We start from the raw sequence: 16,970 nt of genomic DNA, 5'->3' as shown, positions 1-16,970 counted from the left end.
TCTGTCACGGTTGACGCCGCGCACCGGGCGTAAGTACGTTGCCGCCATGCGATTCGTTGCGCCTTCGTTGCTGTTCTGCCTGATGCTTGGCGTCGCAACTGGCTATGCGAGCTCGGCCAGCGCGGAGGATATCTATTCAACGCTGGAAGAGGGCGACGGTTCGACAGTGAAGGACGACGTTCGCCGTGCGAAGAGAGCTCGCGACGCAGGGCGGTGGACCGAGGCGCACGCGGCTTACAAGGCAGCCTTCGAGGCAGCGGATCCGGCGTCGAGCACGGAGAGAGAGCGCGCGGAGCTCGCCGGAGAGCTCGGCCTGTGCGAGATCGAGCTGCGCAAGTACCGTGATGCAGCCGAGCATCTGGCCTGGAGCCTCGAGCAACGCGACGCGCTCCCCCTTCAACTACAGCTACGGTTCGAGGCCGGGCAGCGCAAGGCAGCGCCGCACGTCGGGACGCTCTACCTCTCGGTCGAGCCGCCCGATGCAGAGGTGCTCATCGACGGCAAGGCCATCAGCGCACCTGCGCGGACCTACCGGCTGTTCCTGGAGCCCGGGGAACACATGGTGCGGGCCCGGTCGGGGGGCTATGAAGAAGCGTTCCAGTCGTTCGACGCGCAGGCGGGCAAGGCGACCACGATCTCGATGCGGGTGCCGCGTGCCGCGACAAATGCAGCCGTCTTGAAGGACACGGCGACCGGGACTCGGGAGACGAAGCGAGCCGCGCGGGGAGCACAGGCGTCGACCGTGGCGCCGTCCTCCACCGCGTCGAAGCTCCGCGTCGCCGGCGCGGTCCTGGCGGGGGCAACCATGGTAGCCGGCGGCGGGTTCCTGATGTGGAGCGCCTACACGGAGGACGAGCTCCACGATCGAGCTAGGGTGCTGCGTGGTGCAGACAAGGAAGCGGACCGATGTGCCCGCCCGAACGCTCCGCGCGCGTGCTCGGAGCTGGGCGATCTGCAAGAGCAACGCGATCTCTTGAGGCAAGTTGGATGGGTGGGCCTTGCGACCGGCGGCGCAATCGGTGCGCTGACGCTCGCGTCTCTGCTCGTGAGCCGAACCTCGACGCCCAGCGATGGGGTGCGCGTCGTGCCCACGGCGGGCGGGCGGAGCGCGGGGCTGATGATGGTCGGTGCCTGGTGACGAACGTGGAGCTCGGGAACATGGGGACCTCATCGAAAGGCCGGCGCGGGGTGGCTACGTTGGTGTCCATCGCGCTCGCGTGCGGAATCGCTCTTGTCGTGTGCGGGTGCTCGTCCGGCCCAATCGGGGAGCCCAACTGCGACGGTGATCCCATGGTGAAACCTCCGGAAGACGGGTGCGGCATTTTCGTCAGCGCAAGCCTCGGGGACGACGCGAACCCGGGCAGCCGCGCTGAGCCGGTGAAGACGCTGCGCAAGGCCTTCGAGCTCGCAGACGCTGGCAGCCACAGTGTCTACGCGTGCGCTGAAACGTTCGACCAAACCCTTGGCTTTTACGGAACGAGCATCTGGGGCGGATTCGACTGCGCGCACGGCTGGCGGCACCTCGGTGCAGGTGGGAAGACCGTCATTGCTCCGGAGGGACCCGTTCCTCAAGTGGTGTCCTTCGGAGGACAAGGAATCACGTTCGCAAACCTGCGGATTGTGGCTCCCGACGGTAACGATGTGGATCGAATCCAAAAAGGCTCCATCGGGATTGCTACACTCGAGGGCGTCCAGCTCAAGCTCGTGGCGAGCGAGATCATCACCGGGCGGGGTGGGAAGCCGGGCGGCAGCTCGATCCCGATCTATCTGCGCAAGGGCAGCGAGATCGAGGTGATCGACAGCCGTATCGTTGCAAGCGACGGAGCGGATGGCGAGCCCGGAGCTCCGGCGGAGGGCGGAGCGGCGGCCGACGGAGCACCAGGACACCCGGGAGCCGACGCGTGTACGGTGGACGCCGTAGCCGGGACGGCGGCTGTCATGACCGAGTGTGATGATGGGAGCTCGGTCAGCGGCGAGGGCGGCCTCGGGTTGGCGGATCGGGGCTCCGGGGGCGGATACGGGGAGCTACTTCTGGAGCCCAACCCGACGGGGGCCGGTCTTGGAGGCGTCGGTCAGCAGGGAGACACGGCGTGCAGCGATGGTCAGCGTGGTCTGGACGGTGCCGTCGGAACGCAGGGCCAAGGAGCGAGACGTCCAGGCGTCGCTGTATGGGGTCGGACGCTAGGCAAGGGACAGGATGGGCAATTCGGGCGCCCTGGTCAGGGTGGAGGCGGTGGCGGCGGCTCGCGCGGCGGTCCCGTCGCCTGTGGTGCAGGCCCTGAAGGCGGGGCGTTCGGCGGCTCGGGCGGTTCGGGCGGTTGCGGTGGCAAGCCGGGGAAGGGGGGCTTCGCCGGGGGGGCGAGCATCGGCATCGTCACGCGCGGCGCCAAGGTCGCGGTGCGCGGGTCGACAATCGAGACGGGTCGTGGTGGGCGGGGTGGCGCTGGAGGGGCGGGCTTGCCAGGCGGGAGCGGCGCTCCTGGGGGCGAGGGAGGGAGAGCGGTGTCCGGTACGCTTCCCGGATGCCGCGGAGGCGACGGCGGCAACGGGGGACCGGGCGGCGGTGGCGGCGGAGGACTCGGCGGTCATTCGGTGGGCATCGCGTACCTGGGAACCGTGGACGTGACGCGGGAAGACGTGCAGGCGACGTTCGTTCTCGGAACTGCCGGCAAGGGCGGGCCTGGCGGGGATCGAGACGCGACGGAGAGCGCGGGCGATGACGGCGTGGCGGCCGAGTTCCTGCCCTTCATGGCCAACGACCCGAACGACCCAGAGCCGGTGATACGCGAATAAGGGGGCAGCGATGCGAGAAGGCACGATGATGACCACAGCTTCGAGGCGCAACGGGCGCCATCGCGCTTCGAATGGATCGCCTCTGCTGCTCGGAGCCGCTCTGTCCTGCGGAGTCGCAGCGACCGGGTGCGGCGCTGACTCAGGTACGTGGGAGCTATGCGAGGAAACTCTCACGTGCGCGCCGGTGGAGGCGTGCAATGCAGATCACGGTATCCCTGGCCTGCCGGTCGACTGCCAGGGAGTGTACGTGGCTGTGAACGGCGACGACAACGATCCGGGTACGCGAGAATTCCCGGTAGCGACCTTCGCGCGCGCGTTTGCGCTCGCCTCCGACCATGGCATGCGGGTATACGCGTGCGCCGAGATATTCACTGTTGATGTGCGCGTGCCAGCAGGTATGGAAGTGTGGGGTGGGCTCAACTGCCGTGATCCCCGGGGGCATTGGCCGCTGCATCCGTTCGGCGAGCTCACCACGATTGCTCCAGGACCGAACCTGATCCCCATCACCGTCGTGGATGAGGCGGCCGAGCCTGCATCCGACGGCGCTGTGGCCACGACGCTCACGAGGATGCGGATGATCGCGCAAGACGCCACGGTTCCCGGTGGCTCCGCTATCGCCATGCGCGCCTTGTCCGGGGTTACGGTGGAGGTGCGTTTAAGCGAGATTGTTGCTGGGAATGGCGCAGATGGAGTCGTCGGCGCGGACGGCGGCGCGGAGCCAGCACACGAGGGGGCTTTTGGCAATCCAGGAGCGATGGCGTGCTCTGCGGATGCCGTGGTAGGAGGGGCGCGAGTCACCACCGCATGCGACGATGGCATTTCCTCGGGGGGAATTGGCGGCGTAGGAACCAAGGGCTTTGGCGGTGACGGGGAAGCTGGCGACCCTCTCCCAATGTCCAATCCGACGGGCTACGGCTTGGGCGGAGCCGGACAACGCGACGTGCCAGCGTGCATGGGCGGCAACGAAGGACTCGTCGGCGACGACGGCGCGAACGGTAACGGCGCGACAGCGCAAGGAGCGGTCAGAATCACCGCTGCTGGTCTGGAAGGACTCGCCGGTGCAGAGGGCAAGCCCGGGCAGCACGGCTACGGAGGCGGCGGTGGCGGCGGCTCGCGTGGCGGCTCGATGTTCTGCGGCGCAGGTTCGGCGCAGGGCGGCGCTTCTGGCGGATCGGGAGGAGCTGGAGGTTGCGGCGGCAAGCCCGGAAAGGGCGGCGGTCCAGGCGGATCCAGTATCGGGATCCTGTCTCATCACGCCAGCGTCCGCGTGAGCAGGACGAGCATCGCCACGGGCCGAGGCGGCAACGGTGGACGCGGCGGGAACGGCCAGTATGGCGGCATCGGTGGTTATGGCGGCGCTGGCGGCGCGAACACGGCTGGGTCGCAGCCAGGATGCCGTGGCGGCGATGGTGGAAAGGGCGGAAACGGCGGCCGCGGCGGCGGAGGACTCGGCGGACACTCGATTAGCATCGCATACACGCTCGGCGAAGCACCGTACGTGGATCTCGATTCTACCGTCAATGTCGGAATCGTGGGTAAGGGGGGTGGCATGACCGATTCGGACGCCAACGCGGGCGACCCAGGCACCTGGGGGCTCGAAAGCGGCTTCGAAGATTAGAGCCGTGGCTCTACACTCGAAGTGGCTGATATACACCGACGAGCGAGGTAGCCAGCGGCGCGCGTCCGAGCGATGGCCATCGCTCTCCTTGACCGCAAGTTCACCGCAACCGAGCGTGCCCGCGATGGCCATCGCGCTCCGTGGCTGCAGCCGAGCTCGCCCGTGATGGCCATTCATGGGCTTGCTCCACGAACCCTCAGCCAGCCTGAGCGTCAACACCAGCAGGGGGGCGCCAGGGCCGGCCCGCAAGGCAGAGACCCCGCCCGCCGCCTACATCCCTGCGCCGTAGCGTCCGGTCGCTCGGCTCCGGGCTGCGCCGGCACCCAGGTTCGGCTCCGGAGTCCGCCCCGCCGGCCTGGTGCTCGCCGTGGAACTGCATGGAGCGACGTACCCTGGCGTCACCCGCCGCGCCCGGTCCCGGTGATTCCGCTCACGCCGGATCCGCCCCAGATCCAGCGCTGCTAAGTTTGCCAGAATACACGCAAGGCACACAAAAGAAAGAAGACACGGCTCTGGCCAGCGTCTTCTTGACTGCGGGAGCGCAAGCGGACGACGCTACACTGTCATGGCAAGTTTGAAGTGGCCGCACATGTCCGTGCTCCTGGCTGGATTTGCGATTTCCGGATCGGGCGGCTGTGCGTGGTTGATCGGCGCGGACTGGTCCAGCTACGGACCGGCCGGAGGGGCGGGCGATGATGCCGGCAGCACCGCAAGCGCTAGCAGCAGCGTGGAACCTGGAACCGGGGCTGGTGGAACCGGCGGTTCAGCGCAGGGCAGCGGCGGCGCGGGCGGAGCGGGAGCTGCCAGCGCTGGCGGCACGGGCGGCGCTGGCGGCGCTGGCGGCACGGATGGCGCTGGCGGCACGGGCGGCGCTGGCGGCACGGGTGGCGCTGGCGGCACCGGCGGCACCGGCGGCACTGGCGGCACGGGCGGCGCTGGCGGCACGGGCGGCGCTGGCGGCACGGGCGGCGCTGGCCACGACATCTCTTACGAGATCTCCTGTTGGAGCGGCTACGTGGCTGTCGGCATCCACGGCCGGAGCGGCGCCGCGCTCGACCGTATTGGCCTGATCTGCGCGCCGCTCGCCAGCGACGGCACCCTGGGCACCGCCTTACAGACCATGGCCGCCGGCGGCGACGGCGGCTCGCCGGCCAGCGCGATCTGCCCAGCGAACGAGGTCCTGGTCGGGATCAATATCTGGGACGACTCCCCGGTTTTCCGGATCGAGCTGCTGTGCCAGACGGTCGAATTGTGGAAAACGAGCGATATCAACTTCAATCTCATCCCTGGCATCGGCGACGCCTTTGGCACATCGCACGTGATCAAGTGCCCGATCGGAACCGCCATCAAACAGATCCACGGCGATGCCGATCAGATTGTGCGCTCCCTGCGTCCGGGTTGTCGCATGCTGTGACGGGCCGTTCTCACTCCGGGGCTGCGGCTCTCGTGAGAGCGCCTCACTGGATCGGCCCGAGCCAGCGACAAGAGACGCGAGCCGGCCAGGACTGCGAGGGCGGAGCACAACACCTCTGCCGCCACGCGACCTCGGCGCCGAGCGTGACACCGAAGGCATCGCGGGCTGGGCGGACCAGGCCGTCCAAAAGGCAGCGGTGCGAATACCTCATTCGCTCTTCACAGCGCCGCTCACGCCACATAGCCGACTCGAGAACGACCTTGCGCCTGCGCTTCGTCCCCGTGGCGATGCGTTGGGCGGCGTAGACCGTCGGCGCTGCCGAGCGTTAGCGCTGTCAACAGCGACAGTGCTACTCTCGTTTCCGAGGTTTCTTACGGCGATAGGGACGTTCCACTGACATGACGGAGATTGCCACCACGTCTTCGCTGGACGAGCGTGTGCCGCACTTGCGGAGGCATCTTCCTGGCCTTCGGGATCTGTCCGGCTACCCCCATGGCCGCCTCGCTCTGCGAGGTCAGCGGAGATACCGTCCCCCCTGGCGTCACCCGCCGCGGCGGTGCCCGGTGATGCCGCTCACACCGGGGCATCCCATATCCAGCGTCGCCGAAATTTGTCAGGTCACACGCAGGTCACACGCAAAAAAAAAGACACGGTTCTCACCGTGTCTTTTCAGTGGAGGCGCCGGGAATCGAACCCGGGTCCGCAAGGCATCCAGTCTACCTTCGTTCACGTGCGTAGTCGTCTTACGCTGACGACGGCGTTCGTAGATTCGGCTACGACCTATCCCTCACTGAATCTCGGCCGCGTTATCGAGGGCGTCCTCACGCGACCCAGCCCTGTGGTTGACACCCTTAGAGTACTAGGACGACCTTCTCCTCGGATGGCTTAGCGGTTCTTAGGCCGCAACAGCGAATGCGTTGTCGTTCGCAATTGTACGTCCCGCTTGATAGGCGGAGCAGGAGCCGCCAGCACGCAGACAGACCTTCAGTCCCCACGTCGAAGCCGATCGCCCCCTCGTGGTTCGTTCAGACGGACCAAACATTGCTAGAAACTGCGCTGCCGTCAACCCCTTCGCGCCAGATCGCTCCGCTGCCGAGCGCGCCCCTGGGGCCGTTCTCCGGATCGTCCGCCTCTGGCTTCAGGCTCCGGGGTCCGGTCCTGCTCGTTCCGGGCATCCCCAGCCCCCCCGCGCGGTTCCCGGCACTCCCGCGCCCGCGCCCCCGCGCCCGCGCCCCCGCGCCCTCACGCCCCCGCGGCCTCACGCCCCGCACAGCTCCCCCGGTCTTCCCGTCCCCCCGTCCGCTCTCCCCGCCCGCTCTCCCCGCCCGCTTCCCCCGTGCCTCTCCGCTGCGCTGACCTCGCCCGCCTCCCCGCCGCTCTCGACGGCTCCCCCTGGCTCGGCTAAGAACCTCGCGAAAAGAAAAAGGAGACGGGCACGTCATGACGAGGATGGTGCAGTGCGTGAAGCTCGGCCGTGAGGCGGAGGGGCTGGAGAAGCCGCCGCTCAAGGGCGAGCTGGGCAAGAAGATCTACGACAACGTCTCGAAGGAGGCGTGGCGGCTGTGGCTGGAGCACTCGAAGATGCTGATCAACGAGTACCGCCTCGATCTCATCTCCGAGGCTGGCCAGCGGATCTGGATGACCGAGCTCGACAAGTACTTCTTCACCGGCGGGAACGAGACCGCCGCGCCCCCGCCCGACTACGTCGCGCCCAAGGACAAGCAGGAGTAGCCGCGCACCGTCGGCCCCGACGCCGGCGGTGCTCCTTCCACCCGCACCCGTCCGGCGTCACGCCCGCCGCCCGCACCCGTCCGGCGGCGCTCCCCCCTCTCCTCCGCCGTCACTTCCCCCTGGCCCCCCTCACGGCAGCGGCCCCGGCGCCGGCAGCGACCCTCCGTTGCGCACGTAGTCGATCAGCGCCGCGCTCATCTGCTTGTCGACCTTCTCGCACTTCGCGCTGACCGCCCCCATCGTCGCCCCCTTGCACTCTTTCCTCCGCTCGGCGATGAGCGGGCCCACCTTCTCGTCGGCCTGGAACGCGTCGCGCGTCTTCTGGTCGAGGCTCTTCCACGGGATCGGCGCGAACTTCGGCTTCGGCGGCACGTGCAGCCGGACCTCCTCCGTCATCAGCGACGCGCACGTCCCGTCCCACCGCAGCACGTCGTAGCCGCCCCCGGCGCCGCTCACGACCATGCCCCCCGTGTCCGCCACCCGGCGATACAGGATCAGCACCTCCTCGTCGAAGAGCAGCTTGTCGTTCGAGGACGACCCGCCCGACGCGTTCCACGCCTCCGTGTCGCGCGTGAGGTACCCGCGCGTGAACGGCGTCCCCTTGGCGAACAGGCTGAGCGCCACGTCCGGATAGAACCCACCGCAGAGCCGCTTCACGAACGCCGCGGGCGGCAAACACATGGCGTCCTGCTGCTCGCACGTGGTCGGGATCTGCTTCGACGCCTCCGCCGCCGCGTCGTCCTTCTTCTTCCCGGCCCCCTCCTCCGACTCCTCGCCGCCCGCCTTCTCGGCAGGCGCCGCCGCCACCTCGGCCCCCGCAGGATCCGGCTCCGCCGGAGGAGGCGTCGCTCCGCCGCAAGCGACCAGGGAACCCGTCAACAGTACAAGCGCAAAAGAGCTCTGGACAGATCGCATGGCCCAAGAACCTACCGGAGCCGCCCCGCCCCTCCGCATGGAAAAACAACACCACCCCGCGACGCAATGCGCCAGCGCGGCGTCCAACGGACATGGCGCATCGCAGGAACCCGCGCCATGTCCGCAACGCAATGCGTAAGTACGCCACACGGGTTCAGTTTTCCGACAGCGCTTGACACAAGCGCTCCTTCAGCGGAGTCTGCGCTGATTCCGGCAGGAGGTGGTCATGCTGGATCTTTCTTCGTCAGCAATCTCGATCTCGTGCGTTGGCGGTTCGCGTAAGTGCAAGTCTCACACGGACGCTCGCTCGAAGCGAAGACGGGTGTCCGCTGGTCTCGGAGGGTGTGCGATACTCGCCTCCTTTGCGCTCCTCGCCGGCTGTGGCGCCGCCGAGGAGCAGTTCGAGCCGTGGGGCACCGAGGACGTGATCACGGGCGCCGGCGGCGGCTCCGCGTCGGGCGGCTGGACGGACGCCGCGGACGGGTCGGGCGGCAGCGGCGGCGGGTGGCCGTCAGGCAAGCTCGGCCCGCCGTATCCCATCGTCCTCGCCCACGGCTTCTTCGGGTTCGAGGACTTCGCGGGCGCGGGATACGTCAGCTATTTCTACAACCTCAAACAGACCCTCGCCGAGGGCAATGAGGTGGTCTACACCCCCTCCGTCGACCCGTTCAACAGCTCGACCTACCGCGGCGCCCAGCTGCTCGCGCGCATCGAGCAGATCCTCGCGGAGACGGGGCACGAGAAGGTCAATATCATCGCCCACTCGCAAGGTGGCCTAGACGCCCGCGTCGTCGCGCACGAGCGGCCCGATCTCGTGGCCTCCGTCGTGACCGTCGCGACGCCTCACCTGGGCTCGAAGGTCGCCGATATAGCGCTCCAGCTCGTGGCCTACGAGCGCCTGCAGGACGTGCTCGACGACCTCCTCAACGCCATCGGGGCGCCGCTCTACGACCAGATCGGCAACGAGACGAGCGTCTTCGCGTCGCTCGAGCAGTTCTCGACACCTGGCATCGCGGAGTTCAACGCGAAGTACACCGACGCGCCCGGGGTGTTCTATGCCTCCTTCGGCGGCCGGACGGACCGCGCGATCGGCGGCAGCGACTGCCTCGCCCTCGACCCGGCGCCGTTCGTCGCGCAGTTCGACGACGGGCTCGACCCGGTACACCCGCTGCTGTCGCTCACCGAGACCATCCTCGACGGCGGCTTCGGCGAGGCGATCCCGAACGACGGCCTGGTGCGCGCGCGCGACGCGCGGTGGGGGAACTTCTGGGGCTGTCTGCCGGCCGACCATTTCGACGAGATCGGCCAGCTCTTCGGGCAGAGCCCGGGGGAGGGGAACCCGTGGCTCTATATCGACTTCTACCGCGCCGTGATCGAGCGGCTCCGGCAAGAAGGCCTCTGACCACCCGCTGATCACCCGCCGACCGCGGCGACCCGCCCGCCGGCCACGGCGGAACCACTCGCCGGCCACGGCGAACCACCCGCCGACCACGGCGGCACCCGCCGCGCCGCCGTCGAAAACCGCCCCGAGCGGCGCCCCCGTCCAGTACCATCGCGCGCCGATGCTCAAGGCGCTGCTCACCGGCTCGCTCCCGCTGCTCGCCCTGCTCAGCGCGGGCTGCAGCAGCGACGTGCGCCGGTTCCCCCTGCGCGATCCGGTCTGGCGCGACGCCGACCTGAACCCCGTCTCGCTGCCCTGCCGGCCCGACCCCGAGGCGCCCAAGGACGACCCGCAGCACCGCCTCTGCACGCCCGAGGAGTACGAGTCCTCGTTCGCGTGGGACGCCGCCGACAACGTCGTGTTCCGGCCTGTGTCGCGGTTCTTCGCCGTGGAGCCAGGCGGGGAGGCGGTCAACGTCAACAGCCTCGACGAGGTGCCGGACTCGAGCTGGTTCACGAACCGGATCGGCAAGAAGCCGATCTCCGCCGAGGAGCTCGTGCGCGGGCCGTGCGGCGACAAGACGCTGGACCCCGAGGCGCCGGACGGGTCCTGGGTCATCGACATGGGCAAGCCGAACGGCGCGAACCCCGGCTTCCGCGTCAAGGTCGAGGGCGTCGGCAAGTTCATGCTCAAGGCCGACCCCCAGGACCAGCCCGAGCGGGCCACCGGCGCGACAGCGATCGCGGCGCGCCTCTACCACGCGGCCGGCTTCTGGGCGCCCTGCGACTCCGTCGTCTACCTGAAGCCGTCGGTCCTGAAGCTCTCGCCCGGGCTCACCGTGACCGACAACAGCGGCGTCAGCAGGTCGTTCGACCAGGCGGCGCTCGACGGCGTGCTCGCGAAGGCCGCGAAGCGCGGCGACCGGGTGCGCATGGTCGCCTCGCGCTGGCTGCCGGGCCGCGCGATCGGCCCCTTCAGGTACGAGGGGACCCGGGACGACGACCCGAACGACGTCATCCCGCACGAGGACCGGCGCGACCTGCGCGGCGGGCGCCTGCTCGCCGCGTGGCTCAACCACTTCGACTCTCGCGAGCAGAACTCGATGGATGTCTGGCTCGCCGAGGACGAGAAGGACAAGGACGCCTCGCCGGGCCACGTGCGCCACTACTACATCGATCTCGGCGACTGCTTCGGGAGCGAGTGGGAGTGGGAGGAGATCTCGAAGCGCCTCGGGCACGCGTATTACTTCGACACCGAGTACGTGCTGCTCGACTTCATCACCCTCGGCATCCCCGAGCGGCCGTGGGACCGGGCGCGGCATGACGCGCAGGGCGATATCTTCGGCTTCTTCAGCGATCGCGACTTCCGGCCGGAGGCCTGGCGCGGCGGCTACCCCAACCCGGCCTTCGGGCGGATGACCGAGCTCGACGGGGCCTGGGCCGCCCGGACGCTCGCGCGCTTCACGCCGGAGCTCATCGAGGCGGCGGTGCGGACCGGCGACTTCACCGCGCCGCGGCACACGACGTTCCTCGTCGACAAGCTCATCCAGCGGAAGCGCGCGATCATGGCGCGGTACCTCACGCGGCTGTCGCCGATCGCCGACGTCGCCCTGGCCGCGCCGGCGGAGCTGTGCGGCGTCGACCTGGCGCGGCGCACCGGCGTCGCGCGCCCGCAGGACCTCCGCCACGAGGCCGCGATGTACGCCGGCGAGGCGCTCGCCCTGCGCGCGCGGCCGGCGGTGCGCCCGTCGCCGGACGGCCGCGTGTGCCTCTCGCTCCCGCACATCGCGCCGGACGGCGGCGCGCCCGACGACGCGCCCTCCCGCTACGCCATCGTCGATGTGGTGAACGGGCACGCGCCCGGTCCGCTGCGCGCCCACCTCTACGACCTCGGGCCGCGCCGCGGCTACAAGCTCGTCGGCATCGAGCGCCCCGACGAGGCCGATCCGCCCGGGTGAGGTCGCGGGGCGCGCGCCGCGCCGACTAAAATCCGTGGCTGGTGCCGATCATGAAGCGTAGCTCCTCCGGGCGGGCGCCCTGCTCGAAGGTCTCGGTCGCGGTGCCGACAAGGAGGTCGAACGAGTGGTCGCGCGAGCTGCTCGTGCGCAGGCCGAGCACGAACGACATGCGGAGCAGGTCGAGCTCGAAGTCGCTGAGGTGCTCGCCGAAGACGTTGCCCGCGGCGACCTGCACCGTGCCGTCGACGAACGCCCAGATCGGGTAACGGTACTCGAGCGTGGCCGCGGCGGCGCTGCGCCCGCGGAGGCGCCCCTCGCGGAAACCCCGCATCGGAAGGTCGCCGCCGAGCGGGGCGAGCTCGGTGAAGGGGACCTCCGCGACGCCGAGCGGGTCGGCGAAGGCCGCCCAGAGGGCGAGGCTGACGATGCGGTCGTGCCCGGTGAGGTCGACGAACCCGCCCAGCGAGCCGCCGTAGCGGACCCACCGGCTCTGCAGCGGCCGCTCCAGGTCGGCGGCGTGCTCGCCGAACATCTCCATCCGGACGCCGTGGCCGCGGGCGGGGCGCGGCCGCCGCGAGTCGAGCGCCGCGTGGGCCCCGATCCGGTAGGCGGTGAACCCGGTGTCGAACGAGGGGGGCAGCGGATAACGGCCGTTCGCGACGCGCCAGCCGACCGTCGGCTCACAGCAAATATCGTCGAACTCGACGGTCTTCGCGCCGGTGTACGCCTCGACGAAGCTGAACGCGTCGAAATCAGCGTGGAGCGTCAGGCTCCCCTGGAGGCTCTTGGCGCTGTAGCGGGCCGAGTCGCGCTCCAGGGTCCTCGGCCCGATCCCGGCGAACAGCCAGTCTGGCCGGGTGTCCGCCTCGCCGCGGAGCTTCACGTACGCGCGCCCGTCGAGCGGAATGCGGTCGGCGATCGTGAGCCTCAGCCAGTCGATCCCGCCGGTCGCCGCGTGGAGGCGGAGCTCGTTTCCGGGGAAGAACAGGTCATCATAGAAGAAGTAGACGCCGACGCTCGCGCGAAAGCCGAAGTCGAAGAGCGCCGTCGGGACGATGCCAATGTTGTCGTTCGGCCCGAACGTGAAGATGTCCTTGAGGTCCTCGATCCACTCGCCCTGCTCCGCGGCGACGGTGAGGTAGCCGAGCGGCCGCCGGACGAGGTACTCGCTGACGAGGTAGGCGGGATAGAAGACGACGCGCGGCACCCAGAGCAGCACGTCGCCGGCGCTCGTCCCCTCGTCCGGGCGACCATCGTAGTCCGGCAAGGGGCGCTTCGCGCTCGGCGCCTGCGCCGCCGCGGGGGACCGGGCGGGCGCTGCCGATGTGGCCGCCGCTCGAGGAGCCGCCGGCGGAGCCCCCTGGGCCTGCGACGGCGTCGCGGCGGCAGGTGACGCCGCGGGCGCGCGCGGATCAGCGCCCGCCTGCGGCGTCGCGGTGCCGGCCTGTGCCGTAGCGGTTCCCGCCTGCGGCGCAGCGGCCCCCGCCTGCGGCGCGGCCAGCGCCTCGGCGCACGCGAACAACAGGGCGAAGCTAGCGAGCGCGGCCGCGCGCCGCCGCCACACCGTACCGAGCGCGCGCGTCCATCCCTTCTCTCTGGTGCCCAATCCGCCTCGTCTCTCGCACGCGAACCCGTCGCCGCGCGCGGGAGCATAGCGGAGTTCCCGACCCGCACGACGTTTGTCTGCGTGCGCCGCGCGCGGGTCGGGAGCGGTGTACGGCGCTTCACACGCCGGCGTCGCGACGGAGGTTGCCGGCCGGGAGCAGGCTCGATAGCCTCCCGCGCTCGGGCATCGGTCCTGTCGGGCATCGGTCCTGTTCCGGTGCCGCCTGATCGGCGGTCTTCCCGGGATGGAGCGAGGCGTGGCGAGCACAGGCGAGACCGAGACACAATCCCGAGGGGTGCTTCACCGGCTCCTGGCGATCTTCGCCGAGGTGAAGCCGCGCGAGGTCTTCAGCGTCCTCGTCCTGACGCTGAACGTCTTTCTCCTCCTCACTGGCTATTACCTGCTCAAGGTCGTGCGCGAGCCGCTGATCCTCGCGGGCGGCGGGCTCGAGATCGGCGGCCAGAAGCTCGACCTCGACGGCCCCGAGGTGAAGGCCTACGCGGCCGCGGGCCAGGCGCTGCTCCTCGTGGGCGTGGTCCGGGCCTATGGAGCCATGGCCAGGCGCTTCGGCCGCATGCAGCTCACCACCGCGCTGACGCTCTTCTTCGCCGGGAACCTGGTCCTCTTCTTCTTCCTCGCGCGCCTCGGCGTCCCGCTCGGGGTGCCGTTTTACCTGTGGGTGGGCTGCTTCAGCCTCACCGTCATCGCGCAGTTCTGGTCGTTCGCCAACGACATCTACTCGCCCGAGCAGGGCAAGCGGCTCTTCGCCATCGTCGGTATCGGGAGCTCGCTCGGGGCCATGCTCGGCGCGCAGATCGCGAAGCGCGTCTACGTGCCAATCGGCCCTTATAACATGATGCTGGTGGCGGCCGGCGTGCTGCTCGTCTGCCTGTGGCTCACGTACCTCGTCCACCGCAACGACCTCGCGAGCCCGGGCGGCGAGAAGGCTGCTGCCGACGCCCCGCCCGGCGGCGCGTCGGGCGGCTTCAAGATCATCGCGCGCGACCGCTACCTCCTCCTCATCGCCGGCCTGACGCTCGTCCTCAACTGGGTGAACTCGACCGGCGAGTACATCCTCGATCGCACCCTGATCGAGTCCGCCACGAGCGCGCTCGCGCCTGCCGCCGGCTCCCCCGGCGAGCCGGGCGGCGGCGCCGGCGGCGAGCCGAGCGGCGCCCCCGGCGAGCCGGGCCGCAACGCCGGCGGCGAGCCAGCGCCGGCCTCCCAGGGCGCGGCGCCGGACGCGCCGCTCGCGGCGGGCGCGCCGGTCTACCTCGTCGATCCGCAGGCCTCGCGGCTGCTCGAGGGGAAGATCACCGCCGTCAAGGGCGGCGCGTTCGACGTCGAGGCAGGCGGCAAGGTCGTCGAGGGCGCCGAGAAGGGGCTCGTCCACCCGCACACGGAGAAGGGGAAAAAGGCGGCGCTCGGCGCGGTCATCGGGACGTTCAAGGGAGACTTCTTCTACTGGGTCAACACCTTCGGCGTCCTCGTGCAGCTCTTCCTGGTCTCCCGCATCTTCAAGTACCTCGGCGTGCGGTTCGCGCTGTTCATCCTCCCGACCATCGCCCTGTTCGGCTACTCGGCCCTCGCCGTCCTGCCGGCGCTCGCCGTCGTGCGCGTCGCGAAGATCGCCGAGAACAGCACCGATTACTCGGTCCAGAACACGGCGAGGCAGGCGCTCTTCCTGCCGGTCGGCCGCGACGCCAAGTACAGCGCCAAGGCGGCGATCGACACCTTCGTCGTCCGCGCGGGCGACGTGCTCGCCGCCGGCGCGGTGATCGCCGGCCAGGTGCTCGCGCTCTCCATCCGCCACTTCGCGATGATCAACATCGCGCTCGCGCTCGTGTGGCTCGGCGTCGTGGCCGGCATCGCCCGGGAGCACCGGCGGCGCACCGCGGACGAGGAGAAGGCCGAGGACCTGAAGGCCGCCTAGCGCCGGGCTCGCGTCAGGGCTGGGCCGCGCTCGCCTTCCAGCCCTCGTAGGCTTCCATCAGGGCCAGGTACAGCCAGCGGCCGATGACCTCGGCCCCCGCGCCCGACGGGTGCGCGAGATCCGCGCCCCCGAGCCCGCGCTGCACCCAGATCCCCATCGAGCCGGAGCCGCCCATCGCGCCGAACGTGTCGAAGTAGCCGCAGCCGACCTGCCCGGCCACCCGGCGCTGGATCGCCGCGAGCTTCGGGATCACCGGGCGGCTGCGGTAGACCTCGCCCTTCTTGTCGGCGCGGTCCATCGGGCCCACGAGCAGGCACGACGACTCGGGCAGCGCCGCCCGCACCTGGTCGAGCACCGCCTTCATCGTCGACTCGACCTGGTCGAGCGGGAACAGCTCGCCGTCCTCGCTCTCGTTCATGCCGTAGTGGAACACCGTGAGCGACGGGCTCCGCGCGCGCAGCTGCTCGGCGAAGTGCGCGTCGTCGCTCTTGTCGAGGAAGCGGATGCGGCAGCCCTGGATGCCGATCGCGTCGAGCACCACCCCCGGCGTGTCCCGCTCCATCCACACGCCGAACGCGCGCACCCCCGGGCCGTGCGCGCGCACCTCGAGCGCGTGCGGCCCGTCGGCGACCTCGTAGGTCGCGATCGCCGAGGCGGCCGCGTCGGCCCGCGTGTCGATCATCTCGCGGGTCTCGCCGTCGATCTTGACCTCCATCCGCCCGCCCTCGGGGTGCTTCAGGTAGTCGACGGCGAACCGCGAGACAGCGCGCCCGTAGCTCCCGCTCTCCGCGGTGCCGAAGCGCGAGAACACCCCCGCGCCCTGCGACCGGAACGACACGCCGCCGAGCCCGTAGAGCCCGTCCTTGGCGAACGGACCCACGACGCGGCTCACCTGCCAGCCGGGGCCGGCGAAGCGGACCACATCGTTGTGGAAATATCCCGGCCAGGCGTTCGCCATCAGCATGAACCCGTGGCCCGCGTCGCCGAACCGCTTCTGCAGCTTGCGCCGCAGCGTCGCCGTCACGAAGTCGCTCGCCACGATGGAATCGCCGAAGTAGGTGACGCGCGCGATCGACCCCGGCGCCTTGCGCTCCACCGCGGCGAGCGCGCGGAAGAACGGCGTCATCGCCTTGCCGCTCGGGTCCTCGATCGAGCGCGGCGGCTTGCCCTCGGAAGCGACAGCGGCCGGCATGAGCTCGGCGGCCGCGGCCGGCAGCGCGACCTCCTCGGGCTGGCGCAGCTCGGCCTGGTCGGTGGTCTCCATGACGAGCGCCGTCTCGCCGACCGACGCCGAGGGCGCCGGCGCCGGGACCACGACGAGCCCCTTGCCCTCGGGCAGCGGCGAGAGAAGCCGCAGCCGCCACAGGCTCGGGTGCGCGTAGGGCACGAGCACGAGCAGCGCGAGCGTCGCCATCGCCCGGGCCGCGGACGAGGTGAGCCCGTTCCGCGGCGGCGAGCTCGCCGGCGCCGCGTCAGCGCCGCGGCCCTCCGGAGGAAGAGCGCGCTCGCCGGGCGCGGGCGCCTCGTGAGCGGGCGGCTCGTGAGCGGGCGGCTCGGGTGCGCTGGTGCGCGGCTCGGGGGCGCTGGTGCTGCGGGAGGAGGTCATCGACGCGGGCGGAGAG

Annotated in this window: 11 protein-coding genes and 1 other RNA gene; 8 read left to right on the top strand and 4 right to left on the bottom strand. The window is 70.2% G+C overall.

The window, feature by feature from the left end; genetic code table 11:
• The first annotated feature begins 10 nt into the window (after window positions 1-10).
• From WME89_RS38970 to WME89_RS38955, 4 genes are all read left to right on the top strand, one after another.
• On the top strand, window positions 11-1,138 hold the full coding sequence (locus tag WME89_RS38970) for a PEGA domain-containing protein (protein ID WP_438004660.1): 1,128 nt from the start codon (window positions 11-13) through the stop codon (window positions 1,136-1,138).
• Between the two features lie 1,454 nt (window positions 1,139-2,592).
• Window positions 2,593-2,793 carry a hypothetical protein gene (locus tag WME89_RS38965; RefSeq protein WP_438004659.1) on the top strand — a complete coding sequence of 67 codons (201 nt, stop codon included), beginning with the start codon at window positions 2,593-2,595 and terminating at the stop codon, window positions 2,791-2,793.
• 247 nt (window positions 2,794-3,040) lie between these two features.
• Window positions 3,041-4,411 (top strand): hypothetical protein, encoded by a 1,371-nt coding sequence (locus WME89_RS38960; RefSeq protein WP_438004658.1) that lies wholly within the window; start codon window positions 3,041-3,043, stop codon window positions 4,409-4,411.
• Between the two features lie 589 nt (window positions 4,412-5,000).
• On the top strand, window positions 5,001-5,825 hold the full coding sequence (locus WME89_RS38955; protein WP_438004657.1) for a hypothetical protein: 825 nt from the start codon (window positions 5,001-5,003) through the stop codon (window positions 5,823-5,825).
• A gap of 670 nt (window positions 5,826-6,495) precedes the next feature.
• On the opposite strand, the gene ssrA is transcribed toward WME89_RS38955, so the two are convergent.
• Window positions 6,496-6,839: a transfer-messenger RNA gene (gene ssrA / locus WME89_RS38950) on the bottom strand.
• A 426-nt stretch (window positions 6,840-7,265) separates the two neighbouring features.
• On the opposite strand from ssrA, the gene WME89_RS38945 reads away from it, so the two are divergent.
• Window positions 7,266-7,556 (top strand): oxidative damage protection protein, encoded by a 291-nt coding sequence (locus WME89_RS38945; protein ID WP_437619814.1) that lies wholly within the window; start codon window positions 7,266-7,268, stop codon window positions 7,554-7,556.
• A 129-nt stretch (window positions 7,557-7,685) separates the two neighbouring features.
• On the opposite strand, the gene WME89_RS38940 is transcribed toward WME89_RS38945, so the two are convergent.
• Complete coding sequence (locus WME89_RS38940; protein ID WP_438004656.1) at window positions 7,686-8,435, bottom strand: hypothetical protein; 750 nt, start codon at window positions 8,433-8,435, stop codon at window positions 7,686-7,688.
• A 358-nt stretch (window positions 8,436-8,793) separates the two neighbouring features.
• On the opposite strand from WME89_RS38940, the gene WME89_RS38935 reads away from it, so the two are divergent.
• Together WME89_RS38935 and WME89_RS38930 are read left to right on the top strand one after the other, a co-directional pair.
• Window positions 8,794-9,873 (top strand): alpha/beta fold hydrolase, encoded by a 1,080-nt coding sequence (locus WME89_RS38935; RefSeq protein ID WP_438004655.1) that lies wholly within the window; start codon window positions 8,794-8,796, stop codon window positions 9,871-9,873.
• Between the two features lie 160 nt (window positions 9,874-10,033).
• Entirely contained in the window at window positions 10,034-11,809 is a 1,776-nt protein-coding gene (locus tag WME89_RS38930) for a hypothetical protein (protein ID WP_438004654.1), read from the top strand.
• A 25-nt stretch (window positions 11,810-11,834) separates the two neighbouring features.
• Here the strand turns inward: WME89_RS38930 and WME89_RS38925 are convergent, their stop codons facing one another.
• On the bottom strand, window positions 11,835-13,076 hold the full coding sequence (locus tag WME89_RS38925) for a BamA/TamA family outer membrane protein (RefSeq protein ID WP_438004653.1): 1,242 nt from the start codon (window positions 13,074-13,076) through the stop codon (window positions 11,835-11,837).
• A gap of 595 nt (window positions 13,077-13,671) precedes the next feature.
• Between WME89_RS38925 and WME89_RS38920 the strand changes: the two genes are divergently transcribed.
• Window positions 13,672-15,348 (top strand): NTP/NDP exchange transporter, encoded by a 1,677-nt coding sequence (locus WME89_RS38920; RefSeq protein WP_438004652.1) that lies wholly within the window; start codon window positions 13,672-13,674, stop codon window positions 15,346-15,348.
• Between the two features lie 13 nt (window positions 15,349-15,361).
• Here WME89_RS38920 and WME89_RS38915 read toward each other — a convergent pair whose 3' ends face one another.
• Window positions 15,362-16,954 (bottom strand): GDSL-type esterase/lipase family protein, encoded by a 1,593-nt coding sequence (locus WME89_RS38915; RefSeq protein WP_438004651.1) that lies wholly within the window; start codon window positions 16,952-16,954, stop codon window positions 15,362-15,364.
• Between the last annotated feature and the right edge of the window lie 16 nt (window positions 16,955-16,970).

Origin of the sequence: Sorangium sp. So ce321, assembly GCF_051530195.1 — a bacterium.
In the GTDB taxonomy this organism is placed as follows: domain Bacteria; phylum Myxococcota_A; class Polyangia; order Polyangiales; family Polyangiaceae; genus Sorangium.
The sequence above is the reverse complement of the archived record's forward strand: the minus strand, read 5'-3'. Positions and strand labels throughout refer to the sequence as shown.

Bases quoted from the DNA above. Each gene is read 5' to 3' on its own strand.
- WME89_RS38955 (WP_438004657.1), top strand. From the start codon at position 5,001: ATGTCCGTGCTCCTGGCTGGATTTGCGATTTCCGGATCGGGCGGCTGT.
- WME89_RS38945 (WP_437619814.1), top strand. From the start codon at position 7,266: ATGACGAGGATGGTGCAGTGCGTGAAGCTCGGCCGTGAGGCGGAGGGG.
- WME89_RS38930 (WP_438004654.1), top strand. From the start codon at position 10,034: ATGCTCAAGGCGCTGCTCACCGGCTCGCTCCCGCTGCTCGCCCTGCTC.
- WME89_RS38915 (WP_438004651.1), bottom strand. From the start codon at position 16,954: ATGACCTCCTCCCGCAGCACCAGCGCCCCCGAGCCGCGCACCAGCGCA.